An 18840-nucleotide genomic window follows, 5' to 3' on the forward strand; every position below is an offset into this window, starting at 1 on the left:
CCGTTCTTCATGACCCGCAGAGCGTGTTTCGTGCCCGCGCGCCTCAGTCCCAGGACAGGGCGCCGCCGGACTGATACTCGATCACACGGGTCTCGAAGAAGTTGCGCTCTTTCTTCAGGTCGATCATCTCGCTCATCCACGGGAACGGGTTCTCCTCGTTCGGGAAGAGCTCCTCCAGGCCGATCTGCGTGGCGCGCCGATTCGCGATGTAGCGCAGATAGCCCTTGAACATCGAAGCGTTGAGCCCCAGCACGCCGCGCGGCATGGTGTCTTCCGCGTAGCGGTACTCGAGCTCGACCGCCTTCAGGAACAAGCCCTTGATCTCCTCGCGGAACGCCGGCGTCCACAGGTGCGGGTTCTCCAGCTTGATCTGGTTGATGAGGTCGATGCCGAAGTTGCAGTGCATCGACTCGTCGCGCAGGATGTACTGGTACTGCTCGGCCGCACCGGTCATCTTGTTCTGCCGGCCGAGCGCGAGGATCTGCGTGAAGCCGACGTAGAAGAACAAGCCCTCCATCAGGCAGGCGAAGACGATCAGCGACTTGAGCAGCTTCTGGTCGTTCTCGGGCGTGCCGGTGCGGAAGTCCGGGTCCATGATCGCGTCGATGAACGGGATCAGGAACTCGTCCTTGTCGCGGATGGACGGGATCTCATGGTAGGCGTTGAAGATCTCGCTCTCGTCCAGGCCCAGCGACTCGACGATGTACTGGTAGGCGTGCGTGTGGATGGCCTCCTCGAAGGCCTGGCGCAGCAGGAACTGACGGCACTCGGGCGCCGTGATGTGGCGGTAGGTGCCCAGGACGATGTTGTTGGCGGCCAGCGAGTCGGCCGTCACGAAGAAGCCGAGGTTGCGCTTGATGATGCGGCGCTCGTCCTCGGTCAGGCCGTTCGGGTCCTTCCACAGTGCGATGTCGCGAGACATGTTGATCTCTTGCGGCATCCAGTGGTTCGCGCAGGTGGCGAGGTACTTCTCCCAGGCCCACTTGTACTTGAACGGGACGAGCTGGTTGACGTCCGTCTGGCCGTTGATGATGCGCTTGTCGGCGACGTTGACCCGGCGCTTGCTGGCCGACTGCACGCTGGAGGCGGCGAGCGGCGCTTGTGCTTTGGTGGCAGCAGCCGAGGTGGGGGCGACCGCTTGCAGCGCAGTCGCGTGGGCAACGACAGGGTCCGCGAAAGAAGGCGATGAAGGCATAGCCCGCGCAGCTTGTGGAGAGGTGGGCGCGGTGCTCGTCGAATGCGGTGTCGAGGGAGTGGACTCTTCTTCCCAAACCAGCATGGTGGACTTCCTGTAAAGATGAATTATGAGAGTGTTGTGTGCAAACACCAAGCACTTCTTGACATTTGCACGACGCGTCTGTTGCGGTCGTGCATCGTCATCGATGCTCGCGAACGCTCTCCAACGTTAGAAGGACGAGGGCCGCACATTGCACGGCCCTCGGTGAGTGAGAGTGAGTCGGTGAGTCGTTGAGCGAGTGAAGCCGCTCGCGCGTTCACTCACCCATGCCTCACTGGCACGCCTCGCAGTCAGGGTTGTGGCTGCGGTCCGCTTGCGCTTCACGTCGCTCTCGCGACGTGAGCCTGCGCCGCAACCCGGCGACCGCACGCGTCGCTGGCACGCCTCGCAGTCGGGGTTGTGGCTGCGGCCCGCTTGCGCTTCACGTCGCTCTCGCGACGTGAGCCTGCGCCGCAACCCGGCGACCGCACGTGTCACTGGCACGCCTCGCAGTCGGGGTTGTGGCTGCGGCCCGCTTGCGCTTCACGTCGCTCTCGCGACGTGAGCCTGCGCCGCAACCCGGCGACCGCACGCGTCACTGGCACGCCTCGCAGTCGGGGTTGTCGATCGAGCAGAACTTGATGTCGGTGGCGGGCTCGGCGGACATCTGCGTCTGCGCAGCCAACGCGGCCTGCTCGATGGCGGACATGCCCGAGACGCCGCCGCCGGTGGGCACCGCATTGAGCTGGCCGGCCTTGACGGTGGACTTCTCGGCGTGCGTGGCGCCGATGGTGCGCAGGTAGTACGTCGTCTTCAGGCCCCGCAGCCAGGCGAGCTTGTAGGTCTCGTCCAGCTTCTTGCCGGAGGCGCCGGCCATGTAGATGTTCAGCGACTGCGCCTGGTCGATCCACTTCTGGCGACGGGAGGCGGCCTCGACCAGCCAGCGCGGCTCGATCTCGAACGCGGTGGCGTACAGCTGCTTCAGGTCCTCCGGCACGCGGTCGATGCGGCGCAGCGAGCCGTCGAAGTGCTTGAGGTCCATGACCATCACGTCGTCCCACAGGCCCAGCTTCTTCAGGTCGCGCACCAGGTACTCGTTGACGACGGTGAACTCCCCGGAGAGGTTGGACTTGACCGAGAGGTTGCCGAAGCACGGCTCGATGGAGGCATCCACCCCGACGATGTTGGAGATGGTCGCGGTCGGCGCGATCGCCACGCAGTTGGAGTTGCGCATCCCGTACTGCCGGATGCGCTCGCGCAGGGCCTCCCAGTCGAGCGTGGCCGAGGTGTCGACCTCGACGTAGCCGCCACGCTGCTCGGCCAGCAGCTTGAGCGTGTCCAGCGGCAGGATGCCGCGGTCCCACAGCGAGCCGCGGTAGCTGGAGTAGCGCCCGCGCTCCTCGGCCAGCTCGGTGGACGCCCAGTAGGCGTAGTAGCACACCGCCTCCATCGAGCGGTCGGCGAACTCGACCGCCTCCTGGCTGGCGTAGGGGATGCGCAGCTGGTACAGGCAGTCCTGGAAGGCCATGATGCCCAGCCCCACCGGTCGGTGACGCAGGTTGGAGTCACGTGCCTTCTTGACGGCGTAGTAGTTGATGTCGATGACGTTGTCGAGCATGCGCATCGCCGTGCGCACGGTCTTCTTCAGCTTGTCGTGGTCGATGCCCCCGTCCTTGATGTGGCGGGCGAGGTTGATCGAGCCGAGGTTGCAGACCGCGATCTCGGAGTCGCTGGTGTTGAGCGTGATCTCGGTGCACAGATTGCTGCTGTGCACCACACCGACGTGCTGCTGCGGGCTGCGCACGTTGCAGGCGTCCTTGAAGGTGATCCAGGGATGCCCGGTCTCGAACAGCATCGTCAGCATCTTGCGCCACAGATCGACGGCGCGCACCTTCTTGTACAGCTTGATCTCGCCGCGCGCGACCTTCTCCTCGTAGCGGGTGTAGGCCTCCTCGAAGTCCTTGCCGAACTTGTCGTGCAGGTCGGGGCAGGTCGAGGGCGAGAACAGCGTCCACTCGCCGTCCTCCATCACCCGCTTCATGAACAGGTCGGGAATCCAGTTGGCCGTGTTCATGTCATGGGTGCGGCGGCGGTCGTCGCCGGTGTTCTTGCGCAGCTCCAGGAATTCCTCGACGTCCAGGTGCCAGCTCTCCAGATAGGCGCAGACGGCCCCCTTGCGCTTGCCCCCCTGGTTGACGGCCACTGCGGTGTCGTTGACGACCTTCAGGAATGGCACGACCCCCTGGCTCTTGCCGTTGGTGCCTTTGATGTGGCTGCCCAGCGCCCGCACGCGGGTCCAGTCGTTGCCCAGGCCGCCGGCGAACTTGGACAGCAGCGCGTTCTCCTTGATGGCCTCGTAGATGCCGTCCAGGTCGTCCGGCACGGTGGTCAGGTAGCACGAGGACAGCTGCGAGCGGCGGGTGCCGGAGTTGAACAGCGTCGGCGTGGACGACATGAAGTCGAAGCTGGAGAGCACCTCGTAGAACTCGATGGCGCGCGCCTCCCGGTCGATCTCGTTGAGTGCCAGGCCCATCGCCACCCGCATGAAGAAGGCCTGCGGCATCTCGATGCGGGCGCCGTCCACATGCAGGAAGTAGCGGTCGTACAGGGTCTGCAACCCCAGGTAGTCGAACTGCAGGTCGCGGTCGGCATTCAACGCCCGGCCCAGGCGGTCGAGGTCGAACTGGAGCAGGCGCTCGTCCAGCAGCTCGGCTTCCACGCCCTTCTTGACGAAGGTGGGGAAGTACTCGGCATAGCGCTCGTGCATTTCGGCCTGCGTCACCTCCTCGCCGAGGATCTCCTTGCGGATGGTGTGCAGCAGCAGGCGTGCGGTGACCTTGGTGTAGCCCGGGTCCTTCTCGATCAGGGTGCGCGCGGCGAGGATCGCGGCCTTGAAGACCTCGTCCATCGCCACGCCGTCATACAGGTTGCGCTTGGTCTCGGCCAGGATGGGCTCGGGGCGGACTTCGTCTCCGAGACCCTCGCAGGCCGAGACGACCAGCGCCTGCAACTTGCCCATGTCCAGCGGCAGGCGCTCGCCGCCGTCGGTGACGTACAGCACCGGCTCCTGAGGCGCGGGCTCCTGTTGCTGCTGGCGCGCACGCTCCTGCGCGCGACGCTCGCGGTACAGCACGTAAGCTCGCGCCACCTCGTGATGGCCGCCGCGCATGAGCGCCAGCTCGACGTGATCCTGCACGTCCTCGATGTGGAAGGTGCCGCCGCTCGGGCGCGAGCGCAGCAGCGCGCGCACCACGGCTTCGGTCAAGCCGTCGACCGTCTCGCGCACGCTGGCCGAGGCCGCCCCCTGGGTGCCATGCACGGCCAGGAAAGCCTTCATCAGCGCCACCGCAATCTTGTTGGGCTCGAACGCGACCACCGCGCCGTTGCGGCGAATGATCTGGTAGCCGGCGTAGGCCGAGCCGGAGGCGACGGGACGGGTCGCGGCGGCCGGCGTGACCAAGTGGGGATCGGCGCTGGTGACGGTTTGCATGGGCATTCCCTTTCTCTGCGTTGCTGCTGCAAGAAAACAAAAGAGCGACGAGCGCGCCTCTAAGGGACTGAGGCGCGCACGCACGTCTCGAAGCCTGGGTGGGTGCGCCCCGCAGGACGCCGGCCGCTCGCATTGGGGGCCGGCGACCCCTCGCGGGACATGTGTGCCAAGCGCACGCACGAAGGAGGTGCGCCAGGCGTTTTGCGAGGGGCGGAGCATACCATGACGGGACACTATATCTAGGGCCCATGACAGGTTCAAGCGCTACGAATAGTGTTTACGAGGGGGCAAGGAGGGATTGACGAGCCGCTCATTTTTTGCATGAACGCACAGCTCCGAGCCGCCGATGCTCGTGCAACCCGCATGCTCATTGAGGGTCTGCCTTCGACCTCCTCCACACAGAGGCATTGCGAGCCCATTTGCCTTTGCAAGCCGCGTCGCGCCTCGATGGCGCACCTCGATGTCGCACCGCCGCAAGGCGCAGCGGCGATGGGTGCGGCTCACACGCCCAGGCGCGCGCGCAACCCTGCCCAGTCGAACGCCCTGCCCGGGTCGCGCTTGCGGCCGGGCGCCACGTGCTCGTGTCCGGCCACCGCCGCGATCGGGTAACGCGCCCGCAACTCGCCGATCAGGGCTGCGAGCCTGGCGTACTGCGCCGGTTCGAAGGGGTGGTCTTCCAGCCCCTCCAGCTCGATGCCCACCGAGTAGTCGTTGCAGGCGGGCCGCCCGTCGAAGGAGGAGACGCCTGCATGCCAGGCGCGGTCGTCGCAGGAGACGAACTGCACGAGTTCGCCGTCGCGGCGGATGAGGAAATGCGCGGAGACCTCGGCGCCCCGGATCTGCTCGAAGTACGGGTGCGCCGACCAGTCGAGCGTGTTGGTGAACAGCTGCTCGATGTAGGGCCCGCCGTACTCGCCAGGGGGCAGGCTGATCGAATGGACGATCACCAGGTCGACGGCGACACCGGCCGGCCGCGGGCCGAAATTGGGCGAGCGCACCCATCGAGCACCGCGGTGCCACCCGTCGGGCGTCCAGCCCTGCGCCGGTGGCGCCGGCACGGCACGGACCAGGTGCAGTGTCACGGCTCGTCGGGGTCCACGGTGACGCCGTGCTCGGCGACCATCACGCCCAGGCGCGCCATGCGATAGCGCATCTGTCTCAACGACAGGCCCAAGCTCGCGCCCGCGGCGGTGCGGTTGAAGCGGTGCTTCTCCAGCGCGCGGATCAGGATGTCGCGTTCGACGGCATCGAGGTAGGCCGCGAGATCGCTGGGCAGCGGCGGCTCACCGGGAGCCGGGGGCGTGGCCGGGGCCGGCGTGACCGGCGTCTCGAGCTCCTGCGCGAGCGAGTCGGCAAACACCGCATCGGGCAGGCCCAAGTCGCTCTCGTCGATCCACTCGCTGTCGGTCAGGGCCACCGCGCGATGCAGCAGGTTCTCCAGTTCGCGCACGTTGCCGGGGAAGGCGTAGCGCGCGAGACGGGCCAGCGCTTCGGGGGCGAGGCGCGGCGGGGGCCAGACGCCCGCGTCCTGCGCGATGCGTTCGAGCACCCGCTCGCAAATGGCCGGCAGGTCCTCCAGCCGCTCGCGCAGCGACGGCACGCGGATCTGGATGACGTTGAGGCGGTAGTAGAGGTCCTGCCGGAAGCGACCGGCCTGGACCTCCGCGCCGAGGTCCTTGTGCGTCGCGCTGATGATGCGCACGTCCACCGGCGCCTCGCTCACCGCGCCCACGGGGCGCACCGCGCGCTCCTGGATCACGCGCAGCAGCTTGGACTGCATGGCCAGCGGCAAGTCACCGATCTCATCGAGGAACAGCGTGCCGCCGCGCGCGGCCTGGAAGAATCCTTCGCGGTCTTCTGCGGCACCGGTGAAGGCTCCCTTGCGATAGCCGAAGAACTCCGCCTCCAGCAACTGCTCCGGGATGGCCCCGCAGTTGACCGCGATGAACGGCTGCGCCCGCCGCGCACTGCCCTCGTGGATGGCGCGGGCGACCAACTCCTTGCCGGTGCCCGACTCGCCGCTCACCAGCACCGGGGCCATGCTGCGCGCCACCTTTTCGATCAGGCCGCGGACCTGCCGCATCGCGGCCGACTGCCCTGCCATGCGATCGAGTGCGCCGCTGCTGCCGGTGAGAACGACCACCGGCGCCGCCGATCGGCCCGCCCCACGCACCGCGGAGCCGGGTGCGGCAGAACCCGGCGCTGCCGACGCGCCGCCCCCCGCATTCGGACGGCCCAATGCCGACGCGATGACGGAGCGGAATTGCTTGAGGTCCACCGGCTTGGTCAGGTAGTCGTAGGCGCCCGCCTTGAGGGCCTCGACCGCGTTTTCGGGCGAACCGAAGGCCGTGATGACGATGGTCTTCTCGCGCCGCCCGGCCTCCTCCAGCCGGCGCAGCAGATCCAGCCCGCTGCCGTCGGGCAGCCGCATGTCGGAGATGACCGCGCTGTAGGTGCGATCGCGCAAGCGTGCCCAGGCGTCCTCCACCGAGGCGGCCGTCTCCACGTCGTAACCCTCACGCAACAAGGTGAGCTCGTAGAGGGTGCGCAAGTCCGGCTCGTCGTCGACGACCAGGAGGCTGTAGTGGGAGGCGGATGTCATCGGGCGAGATGCAGACTGACGGACGGCTCGTCGTACTGGGCAAGGGGCTCGGCGCTCATGACGATCATGAACTCGTTGCGCGCGGCGTATTGCCCGCTGCGCAGGCGGTAGTCGATGCTCGCGCCGTAGCGCTCGCACAGCTCCTTGCAAATATACAAGCCGAGTCCCGTGCCGCGGCTGCGCGTGGAGAAGAAGGGCTCGAACAAATGCCGTTCCACGTCGGGTGCGATGGGGGGACCGTCGCTCGCGACCGACAGCACGATCGCCTGGTCCTGCTTTTCCAGCCGCACCTCCACGCTGCCCGGCTGTTGCGAGGAATGGCGCAAGGCGTTGTCCAGCAGATTGACCAACACCCGGCGCAAATGCTCAGCATCGAATCTCGCGGCCACCGGCTCGGTGGGGAGCTCCGTACGCAATGCGCTGCCCTCACCGGGCGACACCCGGGCGGTGCGGGCCCAGTCGCTGCAGATGCGACCGACCGCGGCAGTCACGTCGATGACCGGCGCCTGCACCGCCGGGCCGCCGGGTGCCACTTCCATCACGTCGTCCACGATGCGCTTGAGCCGCTCGACGTTGTCCGCCACCATCTGCGTGAGCTGGCGCTGAGCGGGAATGGTGGCATCCTCCGCGAGCAAGGCATTGGCCTGCGCGATCGCCGCGAGCGGGTTGCGGATCTCGTGGGCGATGCCCGCCGAAACGCGGCCCATCGCCGCCAGCTTCTCCTGGCGGATGCGGGCCTGCACGTCGCGCAGGTCCTCCAGAAAGAGCACGCACAAGTCCTCCGCGATCTGCGCGTCGCGGCGCTTGGTGAAGCGCATGCGCACGCGCAGGTCACGCGCGATGCCGTTGCCGAAGACGAGCGTCAGCTCGCGACCCGCCGCGGGCCAGTGCCCCTCATCGAACCCCCGCTGCACCGCCTCGGCCAGCGGCAACCACGACGCGTGCTGCTGCAAGCGAAAGGGAGCCGGCCGCACCACCCCGTCGGCGGCCAGAAGGCGCCGGGCGGCAGGATTGGCTGCGCGCACCAGGGAGCGCCGGTCGACCACCAGCACGCCGTCTTGCATCTCCTCGATGACCAGGCGGTTGAGCTGCGCCTGCTGGCGTGCCAGCTCGATGCTGCCGCGCGCCGCGAGTTCCTGGCGCGCCAGCCGCCCGGCCAGTTCGCCCGCAAGGATCGCGATGACGAAGAAGCCGGTGCCCACGAGGCCGGACTGAGCCATGATCGCGGCGATGTCCGCCCCGCCCATCACCTGCAGCCAGGCCTCGGCCAGCAGCAGCAAAGTGACCGCCGAAGCCACCGCCAGGGCCGACATGCGGGTCGTCAGGACGCCGGCCATGAGCACCGGCAGCACCAGGAGCGGCACGAAGTTGACGCTGCCGCGCGGCGCGACCACGTGCAGCACGCCGAACACGGCAAGGTCCACGCCGATGCTGAAGATCCACTGGCCGCGCGACAGGCGGTGCGGACCGAGCGGGGAGGCGTCGCCGCGCGCACCGAAGCTGGGGGATCGCCACATCCAGACGGTGAGCGCCGCATAGGCCAGGCACACGAGGAACGCCCAGTGTTGCGGGGTGCCGGTGGTGCCGGACAGGTAGGCCGCGATCTGGGTGGCCACCAGCAGCAGCCCCACGGCGGCGCGCGCCCCGAGAAAGGCCCTGTAGATGCGCTGAAACGACGGCTGCGGCGAGGCGATCAGGCGCTTGGCTTGGCGCGAGAGGAAACGCGAATCCACCTTCTCGCCGGCCCATGCCCCGTGCCGCGACTCGCCGTCATCCTCGAGTTGCGTGTCGTGCCCCACGCCGATCGCGGCGAACCACGAATCGATCGTCGCGTCCCCACGCGGCGCGCCCCGCTCGGCCGCGCGCGGGCGGTCCTTGCGCGTCATCGCACCGGCCTCCGTCCCCTGCAGGGGTTCGTCGCCGGCGGCGATCGACGGCCGCCCTCCTCGGGCCCTACCTCATCCGCCTGCTGCACGACGATGCTCCTCCGAACAGTAGTGGCCCCCGCGCCCGGGCAGCGCGTCCTGCTCGGGCAGATGGAGCCCGCAATGAGCGCAGCGCACCATGGGCTGCGGCGCGCGCGGGGCAGAGGTCGCGGAATGGCGCGAGTCGCCCCGGACTCGGGGACGCACGGTGCGGGCCAGCCAGAGCACCAGCACGACCACCCCGATCAGGATGAGGTACTTCATTCTCGGCCCTTCACACCGGCCCGGCCGCCCGGGTCAGCAACACCTCGAGCACGAAGCGCGAGCCGACGTAGGCGAGCAGCAGCAGGGCCGCCCCGGTGTAGATCCAGCGTGTGGCCATCCGACCGCGCCAGCCGAAGGCGCGCCGACCGGCCAGCAGCGCGGCAAACACCAGCCACGCGAGCATCGAGAACAGGGTCTTGTGGTCCCAGCGCCAGGGCGATGCATACCACCAGCCGAGGAGCAACGCCGCCGACAGCACCACGAATCCCGCCTCGACGAACCGGAAGGTGAGCTTCTCCAGCTTGAGCAGGGGCAGCCCCGTCGGCGCAGCGGGGACCGCCGCGCGCGGTCCGCGCATCTTGCGTTCGGCATTGGTCAGCAGCGCCGCGTGAAGCACCGCGGCTCCGAACAGCCCGTACGAGGCGATGCCGAGCACCCAGTGCACCGGCATCCAGGGCGATGTGAGATGCGGGCGCACCTCGCCGGGAAAGAACAGCGCCAGCCCCACCGCGCACAGCCCGAGCAACGCCAGCACTCGACGCACGCCGGGCAATGGGACCTGGCGGCTCTCGATGCCGTAGACCGCGAGGACCAGCCAGGCCGTGACCGACAAGGCCGGCGCGAAGCCGAAGCGCGCCCCTGCATGCACGGCACCGACACCCGAGGCTTCCAGCACGATCGCTGCGCCGTGTGCGGCCCATCCCACCGGCAGCGACCACCGCACCACCGCAGCCAGGCGCTCGTGCTCCACGAGCGCCAGTGCATAGGCGAGGACGGCGACCACACTGGCCGCCACGGTCAAGGAAGACTGCGCCATCGTCAGGGCCCCAGGGCCGGCAGCTAGAATCATCCGGACAGTGTACTTTCGCGGCCCGCCGTTCTGGCACGGCCCTTCCCCATCCTCTGCAGCCGTTCGTCCGCCATGGCATCGACCCTTTCCGAACGCCTTTCGCGCCTCGTCAAGCAGATGCGCGGCCAGGCCCGCATCACCGAAAGCAACGTGCAGGACATGCTGCGCGAGGTGCGCATGGCCTTGCTCGAGGCCGACGTGGCGCTGCCGGTGGTGCGCGACTTCATTGCCCGCGTCAAGGACAAGGCGCTCGGCCAGGAGGTGGTCGGCTCGCTCTCGCCAGGGCAGGCCCTGGTGGGTGTCGTCCACCGCGAGCTCGCCGCGACGATGGGCGAAGGCACGAGCGACCTCAACCTCGCCACCCAACCGCCGGCGGTCGTCCTGATGGCCGGCCTTCAAGGCGCCGGCAAGACGACCACCACCGCCAAGCTCGCCAAGTACCTGATCGAAAAGCGCAAGAAGAAGGTGCTCACCGTCTCGACCGACGTGTACCGCCCCGCGGCGATCGAGCAGCTCAAGACGGTGACCAAGGCGGCGGGCGCCGAGTGGTTCCCGTCGAGCGCGAGCGATCAGCCGGTGGCGATCGCCCGTGCCGCACTGGACCACGCCAAGCGGCACTACTTCGACGTGCTGCTGGTCGACACCGCCGGTCGGCTGGCGATCGACGAGGCCATGATGGCCGAGATCAAGCAGTTGCACGCCGAGCTCAAGCCCGTCGAGACGCTGTTCGTCGTCGATGCGATGCAGGGCCAGGATGCGGTCAACACCGCGCGCGCCTTCAAGGAGGCGTTGCCCCTGACGGGTGTGGTGCTGACCAAGCTCGACGGCGATTCGCGCGGCGGCGCGGCGCTGTCGGTCAAGCAGGTCACCGGCGCGCCGATCAAGTTCGCCGGCGTGTCCGAGAAGATCGACGGGCTCGAACTCTTCGATGCCGAACGCCACGCAGGCCGCGTGCTCGGCATGGGCGACATCGTCGCGCTGGTCGAGGAGGTGCAAAAAGGCGTCGACCTGCAAGCGGCGCAAAAGCTCGCCGAGAAGGTCAAGTCCGGCGCCGGCTTCGACCTCAACGACTTCCTCGCCCAGATCAGTCAGATGAAGAAGATGGGCGGGCTGTCCGGCCTGCTCGACAAGCTGCCCACGCAGATCGCGGCCAAGGCCGGCCAAGCCGACATGGAGCGCGCCGAGCGAGAGGTGCGCCGCATGGAAGGCATCATCAACGCGATGACGCCGCTGGAGCGCCGCAAGCCCGAGATCATCAAGGCCAGCCGCAAACGCCGCATCGCCGCCGGCGCCGGCGTGCAGGTGCAGGAGGTCAACCGCCTGCTCAACCAGTTCGAGCAGATGCAAGGCATGATGAAGAAGATGAAGGGCGGCGGCCTCATGAAGATGATGAAGCGCATGGGCGGCATGAAGGGCCTGCCCGGCATGGGCGGGCGCTGACACCTCGGCCGAACGCCGTTCCTGCGTGAAGGCCGCCCGCAGATCGTGCGGTTTTCCACATCCATCGGGGCGTAGACCTTTCGTTACCTGCGTTGCGTTGACCGGCTCGCCGCGCGGCCGCTAAGGTGCGTCCTCGCTCCCTCAGGGAATCGGGAAACGCCACAGAGCCCCCAGCTTCCTTGACCCCTCCCGGGGCAGGCCGTCCGGTGCGGCATGGGGCTCCTGTGTTGTTGGTTGCGAATCGACGATGGATCCGTGGGTGCTTGCGATCGCGGTGGCCGCGCTCGCCGTGTTGCTGGCGGGATGGTGGTGGCGCCAGCGGGCCGCGCAGGCCGCAGGCAGTACCAAATCGAAGAAGGCGCGCGGTGCCGAGGGCCTGGACACCTTGATGGCCTGGACGCCGCAGCCCACGCGCATCCTCACCTCCTGCGAACGCCAAGCCTACGCGGTGCTCAGACACGCGGTGCCCGAGCACGTCGTGTTCGCCCAGGTGCCGCTCGCCCGCTTTCTCAAAGTGCCGACGCGGCACTCCTACTCGGAGTGGCTGCGCCGGGTGGGCCACCTGTGCGCCGACTTCGTCGTGTGCGATGCGGAAACCGACGTGGTGGCCGTGGTCGAGGTCCGCGCTGACGAATCGCAGGAGAGCGAGCGCACGCGGCGGCGCCATGCACGCATGGACCGCGTGCTGCATGCCGCGGGCATCCCGCTGCACGTGTGGCGCGAGGGCCGGCTGCCCGGCGCTGCGGCGGCTCGTGAGGCCTTGCTGGAGGCTCGCATCGTGCTCTCCCAGGAGGAAGGCCCGGCCAGCGTGGCGCTCGGTCGTCCCGTGCCCGCGCCACAGGTGCCCGCGCTTTCGCCCGCAAGAAGCGAGCAGTCCCGGCCCGATGCGGGGGCCGTCGAGCCGCCGCCGTCGACCTGGTTCGACGACCTCGACTCGACGCCGATTCCCTTGGCGCCTGCGCGCCGGAGCTGACCCCCGCCAGGGACAGGCGCGACGGGCCGGCTCTCAGCTGAGCAGCGCCTGCGCGAACTCGCGCGCGTCGAAGGTCTGCAGGTCTTCGAGCTTCTCGCCCACGCCGATGAAGTACACCGGCACCGGACGCTCGCGCGCGATGGCCGCCAGCACGCCCCCCTTGGCGGTGCCGTCGAGCTTGGTGACGATGAGACCCGTGAGTTGCAGCGCATCGTCGAACGCCTTGACCTGCGCCAGCGCGTTCTGGCCCGTGTTGCCGTCCACCACGAGCAGCACTTCGTGCGGCGCGGTGGGGTCGGCCTTCGTGATGACACGGCGGATCTTGCGCAACTCCTCCATCAAGTGGAGCTGCGTCGGTAGACGCCCGGCGGTGTCGGCGATCACCACGTCGCATCCCCGCGCCTTGCCCGCGTGCACGGCGTCGAAGGTGACGGCGGCCGGATCGCCGCCTTCCTGGCTCACGATCTCCACCTGGTTGCGGTCCGCCCACACGGCCAACTGTTCGCGTGCCGCGGCACGGAAGGTGTCGGCTGCGGCGAGCAGCACCTTCTGGTCCGCCTCGGCCAGGCGCCGCGTGAGCTTGCCGATGGTGGTCGTCTTGCCCGCACCGTTGACGCCCACCACCATGATGACGGTGGGCGTGTGCAAGCCGATGGCCAGCGACTTCTCGAGCGGTTTGAGCAGATCGGTGATCGCGTCCGCGAGCAGCGCCTTGACCGCCGAGGGCTCCGTGGCCTTGGACTCCTTGACCCGCCGCCGCAGGTCCTGCAGCAGGTACTCCGTGGCCTTCACCCCCGCGTCGGCCATCAGCAGCGCGGCCTCCAGTTCCTCGTAGAGCGCCTCGTCGATCCGGGTGCCCGTGAAGACCTGCGTCAGGCTCGTGCCTGTCTTGCGCAGCCCTTGTTTGAGCTTCTCGATCCACGAGCGGCGCGACTCGGCGGCCGCGGCCGGCTGCACCTCTTCGGCCGGGGCCTCCTCCACGACCGCGGCCGCAGGGGGCGGGACGGCCGGGACCTCGGCTGCCGGGGCCCGCGCCGAGGCTGCGGCGGCCACGCTCGCGGGCGCGGCTGCGGGTTCAGGCACCGCCGGCGCAGGTTGGGAGATGGCCGGCGCTTGCGGGGCTGGCGCAGGCGCAGGCGCAGGCGCAGGCGCAGGCGCGGGTGCAGGCGCCGGTGCAGGCGCGGGTGCAGGCGCCGGTGCAGGCGCGGGTGCAGACGCGGGTGCGGGAGCGCCCCGCAGGCGGTCGAGCCAGGAACGCTTCTCGGGCTCGGGGGTCGCGGGGGCGGACTCGGGGGCGGCGGGCGCAGGCGGCGGCGCCTCCTGCGTCTTGGGCTTTTTCTTGAAGAAACTGAACATACCGGGTGCTTTCAAGATCCGATTCTACGAACCCCCTCGCCCGCAGCCCGGCCGCTGCTCGGGGCACCTCGCCCTGCGGCGCCTACAATCGCGCCGCACATCATGAGCAAGCCCGCCGCCCGCCCCCCTGCGCACGAGATCCGGCTGATCGGCGGCCGCTGGAAGCGCACCAAGCTGCCGGTGCCGGACCTGCCGGGGCTGCGGCCCACGCTCGACCGCGTGCGCGAGACGTTGTTCAACTGGCTGGGGCAGGACCTGAGCGGCTGGCGCTGCCTGGACGCCTTCGCCGGCACCGGGGCGTTGGGGCTGGAGGCGGCTTCGCGCGGGGCGCAGCAGGTGGTGCTGCTCGAGCGCGATCCCCGCCTCGTGCAGCAACTTCGCGCCGTGCTGGAGCGCCTGCAAGGCGCCGAGGCGGTGCAGGTGGTGTGCACCGACGCGCTCGCCTGGATGCGCCGCTGCGAGCCCCAGCGGTTCGACCTGGTGTTCCTGGACCCCCCGTTTGCGGCCGGGCTCTTCGGCCCGGCCTTGCGCGAGGCCGTCCGGCTGGTGCCGCGGGGCGGCTGGATCTACCTGGAATCGGCCGACGCCGAGCCGGTCGACCTGGAAGGCCTGGGCCTGGAACTGTGGCGCGAGCAGACGGCCGGCGCGGTCCGATTCCGCCTGCTGCGGCGGCTACACTGACCTCACAGGCCGAGCAGGAGTTGCTGCATGACCCCCACCCGCCTTACTGCCATCTACCCCGGTACCTTCGACCCCATGACGCTCGGGCACGAGGACCTGATGCGCCGCGCCAGTGCCCTGTTCGATCGCCTCATCGTGGCGGTCGCCGCGGGGCACCACAAGCGCACGATGTTCACGCTCGACGAACGCATCGAGATCGCACGAGAGGAAGCGCGCCCCTATGCCAATGTGGAAGTGATGGCCTTTCGGGGCCTGTTGCGCGACTTCGTGCTGCAACAAGGCGGGCGCGTGGTCGTGCGCGGCCTGCGCGCGGTGAGCGACTTCGAGTACGAGTTCCAGATGGCCGGCATGAACCGCCAGTTGATGCCGGACGTCGAGACCGTCTTCCTCACCCCCTCGGACCAGTACCAGTTCGTCTCGGGCACCTTCGTGCGCGAAATTGCCATGCTCGGCGGTGATGTCTCCAAGTTCGTGGCACCCTCCGTACTGCGCCGCCTGCAAGAGCGGGTGAAGTCCGCCGGCGCCTGAACCTCCCCACGTCTTTTCGGATCGCCCGACCTTCGAGAGTAGGCACACCATGGCCTTGATGATCACCGACGAGTGCATCAACTGCGACGTTTGCGAGCCGGAGTGCCCCAACCAGGCCATCTCGATGGGGCCCGAGATCTATGTGATCGACCCGGCCCGATGCACCGAATGCGTGGGCCACTTCGACGAGCCGCAGTGCGTGCAGGTCTGCCCGGTGGAATGCATTCCAGTGAACCCCGCGCACGTCGAAAGCCGCGAGCAGCTGTGGCAGAAGTACCTGCGCCTGTCGGGGCGCGCGGAACAAGAAGGGGCTGCGGCGTCCGCCCCCAAGGCCCCCTGAAGGAAGCCCGCCCGAAGGAAGCGCGCGGGTGAGGCGAGCCGCAGGCAGACAGCGTCTGCTGCCGGCCTGGGGTGCGGCTCTTGTATCTTCGCCCCCGGGCGGCCGAGCGCCGGGCCTATCTCTTTGACCCCGGGGCGTGCGCCCCACTCCCTCAGAACTTGGGAGCGCGGCGCGGGGACTTCGGCACGACGGCCTTGAAGGTGTCGCCCCGACGGGACTCGGCGCCGCGCTCCCGCGCAGATCGCTTGCGCTCGCGGGCCGGCGGCTCCTGCGGCTCGGCGGCTCCCACACGGCCACGGATGCCGGAGGGTCCGCCCCGTGCCTCCCGCTCTTGCCTGTGCCGCTCGCCCGCGAGTTCCTCTGCCAGCAGCGATTGGCGCCAGTGCGTCAAGCGCGCGGCCTCGCGTTCGTCCTCACTGGCCGGCGGTGCCGGGCGTATCTGGCGGCCACCCTCGCAAGGTCGCTGGCTGTACTCGTTGCCGCAGCGGTAGATGGCCTCTTGCGCGGCGGCGGGCAAGACGAGGAGGCAGACGCCGGTGAGAACACCGGCCGGGAGCCGGGCGAGGGATTTCATGTCGAGGGTTTCGATGCGGTGGTCTCGGAAGGCGGCGGCGCCTTCGGCTGGGGAGGCTTGGCGTTCACGAGCCGCACGGCGGCTTGCATGTCGCCTTTGAGCAGCGGCTCGACGGCCGCCATGGTGCGCTCGATCGCCGCCTCCAGGGCCTCGCGGTGTTCGGGGCTGGGCTTGCGCAGCACGTACGCGGCCACCTCCGCCTTCACGCCCGGGTGGCCGATGCCCAGTCGCAAGCGCCAGTAGTCGGCGCTGCCCAGCTGGGCCTGGATGTCCTTCAGCCCGTTGTGCCCCGCGTGCCCGCCGCCTTGCTTGAGCTTGACCTGTCCCGGCGGCAGGTCGAGTTCGTCGTGCGCCACGAGTATCTCGTGTGGCGCGATCTTGAAGAACCGCGCGAGGGCCGACACCGACTTGCCGGAGAGGTTCATGTAGGTCTGCGGCTCGAGCAGCCACACCGGCCCCTCCACCCCGGCCAGCGGCCGGCTCACCCGGGCCACGAGGCCGTGGTAGGCCCGGTCGGGCTGCAGACGGGCTCCCAGCCGACGCGCGACCGCGTCGATCCACCAGAAGCCTGCGTTGTGCCGGGTGGCTTCGTATTCCGGGCCGGGGTTGCCCAGCCCCACGAGAAGTCGGATCATGGGTTCGCCATTATCGGGAAGCGCTTGCGCGCCCGCACTCCCTCCGAAGGGCCGGTCGAACGCGCGGAGAAAACACGAAGCCCCGCCAAGGCGGGGCTTCGTGACGGCACAGCCGTGGCGGCTCGGGAATTACTTCTTGCCCTTGCCCTTGGCCGGCGCGGGGGCCGGAGCCGGCGCGGGTGCAGCCTCCGCCTCGGTTTCCTCGGCCGGGGCCACGACCGCGGCGATCACCGGGTTCGGCTTGCCGTGCGTCACGACCTTCACGCCCTTGGGCAGCTTCAGGTCGTTGACGTGCAGGGACTGGCCCTTGGAGAGGTTGCCCAGGTCGACCTCGAGGAACTCGGGCAGCACCGACGCCAGGCACTCGATCTCGAGCTCGGTCGCCACGTGGCTGATCGTGCACTTGTCGGTCTTGACGGCCGGCGAGTTCTCTTCGTTGACGAAGTGCAGCGGCACCTTCTTGACGATGCGGGTGTTCGCGTCGACGCGCTGGAAGTCCACGTGCAGGACCTGCGGCTTGTACGCGTGCATCTGGTAGTCGCGCAGCAGCACCTTCTCGACCTGCCCGTTCAGTTCCATCTCGAGGATCGAGGAATGGAACGCTTCCTTCTTCATGGCGTGGAACAGCGCGTTGTGGTCGAGCTCGATCATCTTCGGCTCGCCCGCACCGTACACGATGCCGGGGACCTTGCCGGCCTTGCGCAGGCGGCGGCTCGCTCCGGTCCCCTGCACTTGGCGCTCAAATGCGACGAATTTCATTCATCTCTCCAGTCAATAAGCGTCCGCGACCAGACGCAACACGGGCCGCCCGCAGGCAGCCCCGCGGTGGGCAGCCTCTCGGCCGCCCGGTGTGGCGGATCAGAAGTTGTTGTTCTGCTCCGCGAACAGCGACGTGACCGATTCGCCGTCGGAAATGCGGCGGATCGTCTCGGCAAACAGGAAGGCCACCGACAGCTGGCGGATCTTGGGGATCTGCCGGGCCGCGTCGGCGAGCGGAATCGTGTTGGTGATCACGACCTCGTCGAGCTCGGAAGCCCGGATGCGCTCGAGCGCGGGGCCGGAGAACACCGGGTGCGTGCAGTACGCATAGACGGACTTCGCGCCGCGCTCCTTGAGCACCTCGGCCGCCTTCACCAGCGTGCCGGCGGTGTCGATCATGTCGTCCATGATCACGCAGTTGCGACCTTCGATCTCGCCGATCACGTGCATCACCTCGGACACGTTGGCCTTGGGCCGGCGCTTGTCGATGATGGCCAGGTCGCAGCCCAGCTGCTTGGCCAGCGCACGCGCGCGCACCACGCCGCCCACGTCGGGCGAGACGACCACGAGGTCGTCGTAGTTGCGCGACTTGAGGTCCGACAGCAGCACCGGTGAGGCGTAGATGTTGTCGACCGGGATGTCGAAGAAGCCCTGGATCTGGTCGGCGTGCAGGTCCATCGTCAACACGCGGTTGACGCCGACGACTTCCAGCATGTTGGCGACCACCTTGGCGCTGATCGGCACGCGCGTCGAGCGCGGGCGGCGGTCCTGGCGGGCGTAGCCGAAGTACGGAATGACGGCGGTGATGCGGCGAGCCGAGGCGCGCTTGAGCGCGTCGACCATGATGCACAGCTCCATCAGGTGCTCGTTGGTCGGCGCACAGGTGGGCTGCACGACGAACACCTCGCGGCCGCGCACGTTCTGTTGGATCTCGACCGAGACCTCGCCATCCGAGAAGCGGCCCACGGCCGCCTGCCCCAGCGGCAGTCCCAGATGATTGGCGATTTCCTGCGCGAGTGCCGGGTTGGCGTTGCCGGTGAACAGCAGCGTGTCGGACAACATCTTCCTCTCCGTCGAGGCGTGGGTCTTCAGCGTGGTTCGAGCGTCGTATCGGCCCGAAGCGGCACTTGCATGCACCGCTCAAAAACTACGGAACCTCTGGATGCCACTCGTTGCGAATGACCGTCCAGAGGTTCCTCGATGGCTT

General features: G+C 68.6%; 17 protein-coding genes. 5 read left to right on the forward strand and 12 right to left on the reverse strand.

Annotation, left to right across the window (positions count from 1 at the left end):
• Nucleotides 1-43 precede the first annotated feature (43 nt).
• From OMP39_RS12260 to OMP39_RS12290, 7 genes are all read right to left on the reverse strand, one after another.
• Complete coding sequence (locus OMP39_RS12260; RefSeq protein ID WP_264891999.1) at nucleotides 44-1279, reverse strand: ribonucleotide-diphosphate reductase subunit beta; 1236 nt, start codon at nucleotides 1277-1279, stop codon at nucleotides 44-46.
• 532 nt (nucleotides 1280-1811) lie between these two features.
• Nucleotides 1812-4706 carry a ribonucleoside-diphosphate reductase subunit alpha gene (locus OMP39_RS12265; protein ID WP_264892000.1) on the reverse strand — a complete coding sequence of 965 codons (2895 nt, stop codon included), beginning with the start codon at nucleotides 4704-4706 and terminating at the stop codon, nucleotides 1812-1814.
• Between the two features lie 500 nt (nucleotides 4707-5206).
• A complete protein-coding gene (gene ampD, locus OMP39_RS12270) occupies nucleotides 5207-5788 on the reverse strand; it encodes a 1,6-anhydro-N-acetylmuramyl-L-alanine amidase AmpD (protein WP_264892001.1) in 582 nt (193 codons plus the stop codon).
• Nucleotides 5785-7308 (reverse strand): sigma-54-dependent transcriptional regulator, encoded by a 1524-nt coding sequence (locus OMP39_RS12275; RefSeq protein ID WP_264892002.1) that lies wholly within the window; start codon nucleotides 7306-7308, stop codon nucleotides 5785-5787. The genes ampD and OMP39_RS12275 overlap by 4 nt, the downstream gene beginning before the upstream one ends.
• The gene (locus OMP39_RS12280) at nucleotides 7305-9194 is read right to left on the reverse strand and encodes a sensor histidine kinase (protein ID WP_264892003.1); all 1890 of its coding nucleotides are present in this window, start codon (nucleotides 9192-9194) and stop codon (nucleotides 7305-7307) included. Before OMP39_RS12280 ends, OMP39_RS12275 begins: the two co-directional genes overlap by 4 nt.
• 72 nt (nucleotides 9195-9266) lie before the next feature.
• Nucleotides 9267-9497 (reverse strand): PP0621 family protein, encoded by a 231-nt coding sequence (locus OMP39_RS12285; RefSeq protein WP_264892004.1) that lies wholly within the window; start codon nucleotides 9495-9497, stop codon nucleotides 9267-9269.
• A gap of 10 nt (nucleotides 9498-9507) precedes the next feature.
• The gene (locus OMP39_RS12290; protein WP_264892005.1) at nucleotides 9508-10314 is read right to left on the reverse strand and encodes a cytochrome C assembly family protein; all 807 of its coding nucleotides are present in this window, start codon (nucleotides 10312-10314) and stop codon (nucleotides 9508-9510) included.
• Nucleotides 10315-10419: 105 nt separating this feature from the next.
• Here OMP39_RS12290 and ffh point away from each other — a divergent pair, with 105 nt between their 5' ends.
• Together ffh and OMP39_RS12300 are read left to right on the forward strand one after the other, a co-directional pair.
• Nucleotides 10420-11787 carry a signal recognition particle protein gene (gene ffh, locus OMP39_RS12295; protein ID WP_264892006.1) on the forward strand — a complete coding sequence of 456 codons (1368 nt, stop codon included), beginning with the start codon at nucleotides 10420-10422 and terminating at the stop codon, nucleotides 11785-11787.
• 247 nt (nucleotides 11788-12034) lie between these two features.
• Nucleotides 12035-12760 (forward strand): DUF2726 domain-containing protein, encoded by a 726-nt coding sequence (locus OMP39_RS12300; protein WP_264892007.1) that lies wholly within the window; start codon nucleotides 12035-12037, stop codon nucleotides 12758-12760.
• Nucleotides 12761-12793: 33 nt separating this feature from the next.
• Here the strand turns inward: OMP39_RS12300 and ftsY are convergent, their stop codons facing one another.
• A complete protein-coding gene (ftsY, locus tag OMP39_RS12305; RefSeq protein ID WP_264894566.1) occupies nucleotides 12794-14116 on the reverse strand; it encodes a signal recognition particle-docking protein FtsY in 1323 nt (440 codons plus the stop codon).
• Between the two features lie 102 nt (nucleotides 14117-14218).
• Here ftsY and rsmD point away from each other — a divergent pair, with 102 nt between their 5' ends.
• Genes rsmD through OMP39_RS12320 form a run of 3 tightly spaced genes read left to right on the forward strand, consistent with a single transcriptional unit; the run spans nucleotide 14219 to nucleotide 15665 of the window.
• A complete protein-coding gene (rsmD, locus tag OMP39_RS12310) occupies nucleotides 14219-14797 on the forward strand; it encodes a 16S rRNA (guanine(966)-N(2))-methyltransferase RsmD (RefSeq protein WP_264892008.1) in 579 nt (192 codons plus the stop codon).
• A 27-nt stretch (nucleotides 14798-14824) separates the two neighbouring features.
• Nucleotides 14825-15325: a pantetheine-phosphate adenylyltransferase gene (gene coaD, locus OMP39_RS12315; RefSeq protein WP_264892009.1), complete on the forward strand. Its 501-nt coding sequence runs from the start codon at nucleotides 14825-14827 to the stop codon at nucleotides 15323-15325.
• A 49-nt stretch (nucleotides 15326-15374) separates the two neighbouring features.
• On the forward strand, nucleotides 15375-15665 hold the full coding sequence (locus OMP39_RS12320; RefSeq protein WP_264892010.1) for a YfhL family 4Fe-4S dicluster ferredoxin: 291 nt from the start codon (nucleotides 15375-15377) through the stop codon (nucleotides 15663-15665).
• A 151-nt stretch (nucleotides 15666-15816) separates the two neighbouring features.
• Here OMP39_RS12320 and OMP39_RS12325 read toward each other — a convergent pair whose 3' ends face one another.
• The 4 genes from OMP39_RS12325 to OMP39_RS12340 all read right to left on the reverse strand — a co-directional run bounded on the left by OMP39_RS12325 (nucleotide 15817) and on the right by OMP39_RS12340 (nucleotide 18695).
• The gene (locus tag OMP39_RS12325; protein WP_264892011.1) at nucleotides 15817-16239 is read right to left on the reverse strand and encodes a DUF4124 domain-containing protein; all 423 of its coding nucleotides are present in this window, start codon (nucleotides 16237-16239) and stop codon (nucleotides 15817-15819) included.
• On the reverse strand, nucleotides 16236-16874 hold the full coding sequence (gene pth, locus OMP39_RS12330) for an aminoacyl-tRNA hydrolase (RefSeq protein ID WP_264892012.1): 639 nt from the start codon (nucleotides 16872-16874) through the stop codon (nucleotides 16236-16238). Before pth ends, OMP39_RS12325 begins: the two co-directional genes overlap by 4 nt.
• 129 nt (nucleotides 16875-17003) lie before the next feature.
• The gene (locus OMP39_RS12335; RefSeq protein ID WP_264892013.1) at nucleotides 17004-17633 is read right to left on the reverse strand and encodes a 50S ribosomal protein L25/general stress protein Ctc; all 630 of its coding nucleotides are present in this window, start codon (nucleotides 17631-17633) and stop codon (nucleotides 17004-17006) included.
• A gap of 99 nt (nucleotides 17634-17732) precedes the next feature.
• Nucleotides 17733-18695 carry a ribose-phosphate pyrophosphokinase gene (locus OMP39_RS12340; protein WP_280925511.1) on the reverse strand — a complete coding sequence of 321 codons (963 nt, stop codon included), beginning with the start codon at nucleotides 18693-18695 and terminating at the stop codon, nucleotides 17733-17735.
• Nucleotides 18696-18840 lie beyond the last annotated feature (145 nt).

The sequence above is a fragment of the Schlegelella aquatica genome (genome assembly GCF_026013905.1).
GTDB lineage: Bacteria > Pseudomonadota > Gammaproteobacteria > Burkholderiales > Burkholderiaceae_C > Caldimonas > Caldimonas aquatica.